General features: G+C 54.5%; 6 protein-coding genes. All 6 read right to left on the minus strand.

Annotation, left to right across the window (positions count from 1 at the left end; genetic code table 11):
- A partial coding sequence (locus ACOJWD_RS09855; RefSeq protein ID WP_486993060.1) for a thiamine pyrophosphate-binding protein occupies window positions 1–1,585 on the minus strand: 1,585 nt, incomplete at its 3' end.
- Window positions 1,575–2,711, minus strand: coding sequence for an NAD(P)/FAD-dependent oxidoreductase (locus tag ACOJWD_RS09860; RefSeq protein ID WP_486993061.1), 1,137 nt, complete (start codon window positions 2,709–2,711; stop codon window positions 1,575–1,577). The genes ACOJWD_RS09860 and ACOJWD_RS09855, both read right to left, overlap by 11 nt.
- On the minus strand, window positions 2,701–3,495 hold the full coding sequence (locus ACOJWD_RS09865; RefSeq protein WP_486993062.1) for a MerR family transcriptional regulator: 795 nt from the start codon (window positions 3,493–3,495) through the stop codon (window positions 2,701–2,703). The genes ACOJWD_RS09860 and ACOJWD_RS09865 overlap by 11 nt, the downstream gene beginning before the upstream one ends.
- A gap of 518 nt (window positions 3,496–4,013) precedes the next feature.
- A complete protein-coding gene (locus ACOJWD_RS09870) occupies window positions 4,014–4,535 on the minus strand; it encodes a mismatch-specific DNA-glycosylase (protein WP_486993063.1) in 522 nt (173 codons plus the stop codon).
- Between the two features lie 212 nt (window positions 4,536–4,747).
- Window positions 4,748–5,329, minus strand: a complete 582-nt coding sequence (locus ACOJWD_RS09875; RefSeq protein ID WP_486993064.1) for a TetR/AcrR family transcriptional regulator — start codon at window positions 5,327–5,329, stop codon at window positions 4,748–4,750.
- Entirely contained in the window at window positions 5,322–5,807 is a 486-nt protein-coding gene (locus tag ACOJWD_RS09880) for a hypothetical protein (RefSeq protein ID WP_486993065.1), read from the minus strand. The genes ACOJWD_RS09875 and ACOJWD_RS09880 overlap by 8 nt, the downstream gene beginning before the upstream one ends.
- Window positions 5,808–6,313 lie beyond the last annotated feature (506 nt).

Genomic DNA, 6,313 nt, shown 5'->3' on the forward strand with positions numbered 1-6,313 from the left:
CGGTGGTCAAAGCATAGTCCAATTCTTCTAAGGACTCCACATGCACCCCTTGAATTCCAAAACCCTGGGCCACCAACACCGCATCGACAGGTCCAAAATCCACCCCAAAGTACCGCTTATCCATATAAAAATGTTGCAAGGATTTAATCCATCCGAGAGACCCATTGGCGAGATGCAACAGAATAATGGGGAGGTGTAATCGGCTAATTGTTTCCATCTCTCCGCACGCCATCGCTAAGCTCCCATCGGTCGTAAAAGCCACCACCCGATGGTTTGGATGGCCTAGAGCCATGCCCACAGCTGCGGGAATGGCAAACCCCATCGCCCCATGTCCTCGCGGCAATATCACATCACGGCGATAGCCGTGACTTATCCAATATGATGACAAATATGGTGTCGGGGTTCCGGGCTCGCCGACCACCAATGCCTCGCGACCGAACACGGTCTGAACATGCTCGACCACAGCACGGGGATCAAGTCCCCGTAAGGGATTTCCCGTTTGCGCAGCAGCAAATTGTTGGCGGCGCTCGGCAATCCACTGCGCAATAACCTCTCGGGGTGAAGAAGCATCCGGCAATAATTCCGTAAGCGCCATCACATTAGCGCCGGCGTCCCCCAATATTGCCAGGCTGCCAGGGTAATTTCCGCCCGCACGCGAGGCATCAATATCCATATGGATAATCTGAGTTCCTTCCCGACGGGGAGATTGAAATCCATCGGTATCCGTAGAATTAGCCCGCGTCCCGACGAAGAGCACGACATCAGCCTCGTGTAAATAGGCATTGGCGTAATCCCGAGCCCCATTGGCGCCTACCACACCCAGACTCAGGGGGTGCGATTCTGGAAAGGCGCCTTTACCGTGAATGGTGGTCGCAACGGCCAACTGACCCCGCTCAGCCAATGACATCACTGCATTCCACGCATTGGACCAATGCACACCCGAACCTAACACCATCGCGGGTCGGTGGCCCGCTGCAATCACGCGGGCAGCGCGCTTTAGCGATGCTATCTCCCCCAGTGTTCGCACCGGTGTTAGGAGTGCTGGTTGCGACGCCCACTCCGACATTCCCCGTTCCTCAAACACATCTTCCGGAATAATGAGACTCACGGGTCCCGGTCGGCCGGACAACGCCACTTTTAGGGCGGCATTGGCGATATCCCCCATGGACGCGGCATCGTCCACAACAAACTGTGCCTTTGTGACCGCAGAAAACAGTTTTTGTTGATCCACTTCTGTGATGGCGTGGGATCCACGACTAGAGCGGTGAACATCGGAGGTGATGACCAACATCGGCACGGAGGCGGCATAAGGCTCGCCGAGTCCCCCGACAAGAAATGTGGCCCCTCCCCCACTTGAGGCCTCCACCACGCCGACTCGATGAGTTACCCGAGCATAGGCATCCGCCATCGAAGCGGCTGATCGTTCATCCCGCGCCAACACGTGACGAGGTCCCACCGCTTGATCGTGACTGAGAACATCATATAAGGCCACACCGGTATCGCCAGGCACCCCGAAAATGATCTGCACCTCTGCAGCTCGCAACACTTCCACCAAAATTTCGGCTCCAGTTCCCTCAAAAAACATAGGCTTCCCCCTCCACTTCCCCCGAGAATCGCGAGGGATCTAACGCTTGTCCGTTCACGGTCCCCCGCTGTCCTGTCATAATCGTGCTCACCAGGTCGCCGATTGCCGGAGCCTGCATAAAGCCGTGGCCACTAAAGCCCGCGGCAACATATAGTCCTTTAACCGTCGGGATTTCTCCGACGATCCCATGATCATCCGGCGTCATTTCGCGAAGACCTGCCCAAGTATGGGTAATTTGCGCCTCCGCCAGAAGCGGCCACCGATTCACGAGTGGCTCCATAATCTCCGTCACGTGATCGGGCCGGGCACTCTCATCCCATCCCGGATCGCTGTCGCGATCCCCCCCACCAAATACCACCGATAAACCATCAGAGTGGCAATAGAGACCGGTATCCAAATCGACACTCAGTGGCATCAGTGCGGGCCAGTCCGTTACAGGCCCGGTGCGATACACTTGGCGATGGTGAGGCGCAATAGGCAAAGGAAAACCAACTGATTCCACGAGTGGTGCCGTCCATGCGCCGGTCGCCAAAAGCACCTTGTCTCCTAGAAAAAGATGCTGACCGGCCATGACCCCTACGACCCGTCCGCTTTGATGGCTAATCGAGTCAATTGGGGTATGTTCTTGAATCACAATCCCTCGCTTACGGCATGAAGACTCCACACTGGAGAGCGTGGCTCCCGGATCGGCAATCCCATCCCCCACACTGAAGACGGCCATGACGAGATCATCGACCCGCATTCCCGGAACCATTTTGGCAACGTCGCTGGAGTCTACTTTATAGGCTTTTACTCCCCAACTGGTTTGACGCGCTAGCCCTTCTTGTAGCGACTGGCCACGAGCGGTATTGCGGGTAAAAAAGAGATATCCGACCTCGCGAAACCGGGGATCTCCGCCATAGATGACATCCCATTCTTGAAAATAGCGGCGCCCCCGCAACGCCAGCCTAACGTTGGTCTCGGAACTAAACTGAGTGCGAATTCCTCCTGTCGCTTTGGCGGTTGATCCTTGGCCACACCAACCTCGATCGATGACCAGGATGTTTTGCATTCCCACTTCTTTCAGAGCAAAGGCTGAACACAGTCCAATAATGCCGCCTCCGACAATAATGACGTCATAATGCATCGTGAGTTGATCCCCTTTCTCTATCCCGGTGGATCCACAATGCTTGTAAAATATGGTCGGTGGCGTGCCACCGATGTAAGATTTCCGACCGAAAAGCCATGGAATCGCCCGATTCCAAGGTGTAGGTGCGACCATTATGTAACTCCACCACTAATTCTCCTACCAGCACATAAATGAACTCCTGGCCGGGATGGCCATGAAAGGTATCGACGCCCCGACCCGGGTCCACCGTGAGCCGCATCGGCCGCAGATCCACATCGCCCTGTGCCAATCCTTCCATCGTAATGCTGTCCCCCCCGGTTACCAACCGTGGCCTCTCCGAAGCTCGCACCACCTCCGGGTCCCGACCAACCTGCCCTCGCACCAAATCGATGAGCGCCACCCCATACACACTAGCCAACCGTTGAAGAATTTCGATGCTCCCATTGGAACGGCCATTTTCCAGCGTATGAATCTTCATCGGGCTTAGACCCGCGCGATTGGCCACTTCATCCAAGGTCCATCCCCGAGCCATCCGTAGGGCGATCAATGTACCGGCAAGGTGAACGGGCGAACCACCCGTTCCGCCTTCCATTTCTCCAACTAGCTGACGAACAGCCGTCATCCGTGTCCCCCTCCCGAGCAATTCTTTAATCAGGCGCAGTCTTTCTATATCTTGCGCCATAAAATACCGAAACCCATTAGGGAATCGTGCACAATGAACGAGTCCATTGCGCTCCCATTTACGAATCGTTTGGGCAGAGACTCCCACCGTTTCCGCTGCTTCCTGAATTTTAAGGCGCATATCCGTCAACCTTGTTCCTTCCACGATCAGAGTTTGTCTCTTTAAGGCGTTGATGACTTCTCCGATTTTTCTGTGATTCCTGCCTGTTCCATAAGTTATTTTTTGATTATGAGGGAATAGGGGAATGGTCCGGTCGATTGGTTCCATAAAAAATATGGGCGGCCCATCCGTGCCTACGACGGTTCTTCTGGGTTCGAAATGGTCCCGGGGGAGACCTTTGCTTCATGGACATGCGCCACAGTAGCGAAAGGCTAAGATACGATCAAGGCTAATATCAATGCAGACTGAAAAACCAAGGTGCCACTCCGTTTTGACGAATAATCGCCATTCCGCGGTGTTCGCCGGAGACGGCCCGGTGGTCCTGTCCAAAGCCACCTACCTTCAGTCACCAACGATGACTTGACTCGTAAGCGAACGCAATGTTAAGGATGCCTATCCAAGAATGCGTGGATATCCTGCGCCACCCCTTGATGATCGGGAGGTGTACAGAGACATTCGGATCACAGCATCGGTTTTCATCATGAGGATAAAACGCGGTCGGCAAATAGGTGCCAAAAGTCCGCATTCCAATGGCCATTGGCAGCGCCGCTGGTTGAGGGCAATACGAAAAGTCGCATCGTTCCCCACTGGGGGTTTTGTTCACCATAGTCGATTACCGAACGCCGAAGCGCCCATTTTGCGGCGGTCTTCCCATTAAACGCAATCCAAGCGGGCGATACCCTCGAGAGACGTTCCCAGAGGGCGTCACCCGATGCCACCGATTGATGAAGACGATTATCTGGCCCAAATTGATTTTTCACCACGTCCGTCAATCCCCATCCATACTGCAAAAGCTCAGGGTATTCCTCCGGGCGCAACTGATGCGGCGTGAGGCCAGTGGCTGCCAGTATCGGCCAAAACTTATTGCCGGCTCCCGCATAGTAGGCGCCCCGGACTTTAGACGCCGTGCCCGCGGCGGTGCCTACGAAGACTACTGATAGTCCCGGAGCTAACAGGTCGGGCAATACGTTGTCATCATTGGCGTGTTCTTTTTCCACCATTCCGTATTCCTCCCTATCTCCTATCCTTTTCCCCACCCTGGCAACGTCGGAACGGCGCCAATGAGGTTTCACAGAGCCCCTCCCCCTCCTACCCTTCTCTTGAGATGCAACGAGAGAGTGTACCCGACACACCATAGGCACGACCCTGACCAATAGGCATGCGAGCATCACTGCCGAGCATCCTATTGGCGACGGCATGAGCATGTCACCGGTTATGTCCGCACGATTCCCCGTCTTAAAAGCGTCCATAACATGGCCATCGTATCTTCTATCATCCTATCATCCGGCACGTCTAACGCACTCAATGTCAGTCCGCGAAACTGTGAAATGATCACCTCAACCAACGCCTCCACTGGTAGATCATCCCGAAACTGCTTGGCTGAAATTCCTTGATTGATCATCTCCGTGAGATACCGACGCCAAGCCGTATACATTTGGTTTAGAGGCTCTGCCACACGCGCATCCCGATACCCACGAAGCTGTAGTTCATTGAGCACGACAAAAAAGTTGCGATCATCGCGGAGTCGTCGACAAAAGTCGTCCAATTCGTGACGTAGCGCCTCTTCCGGCGTCGGCGCGTCATGCGCCATTCCTTCGTCTCGTAGTTGGTGCAGTAAGTAGCCCACCACCGCTTCTATGACCGCCTGCTTGGACGGGAAATAATGAAGCAAGGTAGCGTGATTGATGCCGACGCGGTCCGCCAAGGACCGAATGCGAAATCTCTCCAATCCCTCGTCCGCAATCATGCGATAGGCCGCCAGAGTGATTTCACGGGTACGATCCGTGCTAGCCATGAGACACCAGCTCTTCCTGGGAGACTTTCAGGCGTACACTATACACCATGCCCCAGACATCACTGGTCGCCGCCAGGACAAATCCCACACTCATCAAAAACGAACTGATATTGAGTCCGTAGTTGAGAAAGCTTCCGCCATTAAACCCCGCACCGGTAATCCCGATCCACTCCATTACGCTAGCTGTTACCAACGTCCCGTCGTGGGTTTGCAGAGAGGCCACGACTAATAGCGTGGCGAACACCCATAGCACTACCCCCACAGCGATGTGTAGTTGGAGAAAGAGTGCGCCGTGGAAAAGCGCCCAAGAAATGCCCTTAATCAATCCCCCGAAGTAATTGCTGTTGTCAGTACCGGGATGGGTTTTGGGAATTATCACCCATAGATTCGCCACCATTCCCAGCAACAATTGCACGCCCAATAAAATTAGTAGTCGCAAAAATCCTTGTCGCATCCTCCGCAGCCGTGCCTCGTCCATCAAAAGCCTCCTCGTTAACTTCAACCACATGGTTGATGATATAGTGAGAGCCCGCGGCTGTCAACCAAGTGGTTACATCTCATGCGACTCATCTGAAAGCACGACGACGACCGCTGAGAGGTACCCTTAATGCTCGGACTTCCTTGTCATTCCGTCACTCTCTTCTCTTGGTACTTTGCCGGCACTCACTGATGTTGTCATGACTTTGACCACTTCCCTGTCATGAGAGGACTGCCAGATGTCACACCAAGATTCGTCTTTGGGCGGGAATTCGGTTGTTGACGGTCCCTGTCACCCTAATGGTTACGCGAACGCCCGAATGCTCTGCGGAAAGGTTCCTGGGGCATGCGCCGACGGGCCGTTCATGCGGAAAAATGGGGCACGATGCATGGCCAACTAAACCGGCCGCAAGACGAGTGAGCCACAACAGGGCCCCGAAGAGCGATTTACGTTTCTGGTCATGCTCCACCTCTCGGGATCGATCCCACTCTCAGAAACTCTTGACC

Source organism: Sulfobacillus sp. TH-112 (assembly GCF_057473405.1).

What these genes read in the sequence shown, in the direction of transcription:
- ACOJWD_RS09865 (WP_486993062.1), bottom strand. Translation starts at nt 3,495, where the DNA reads ATGCGCCTTAAAATTCAGGAAGCAGCGGAAACGGTGGGAGTCTCTGCC.
- ACOJWD_RS09870 (WP_486993063.1), bottom strand. Translation starts at nt 4,535, where the DNA reads ATGGTGGAAAAAGAACACGCCAATGATGACAACGTATTGCCCGACCTG.
- ACOJWD_RS09875 (WP_486993064.1), bottom strand. Translation starts at nt 5,329, where the DNA reads ATGGCTAGCACGGATCGTACCCGTGAAATCACTCTGGCGGCCTATCGC.
- ACOJWD_RS09860 (WP_486993061.1), bottom strand. Translation starts at nt 2,711, where the DNA reads ATGCATTATGACGTCATTATTGTCGGAGGCGGCATTATTGGACTGTGT.
- ACOJWD_RS09880 (WP_486993065.1), bottom strand. Translation starts at nt 5,807, where the DNA reads ATGGACGAGGCACGGCTGCGGAGGATGCGACAAGGATTTTTGCGACTA.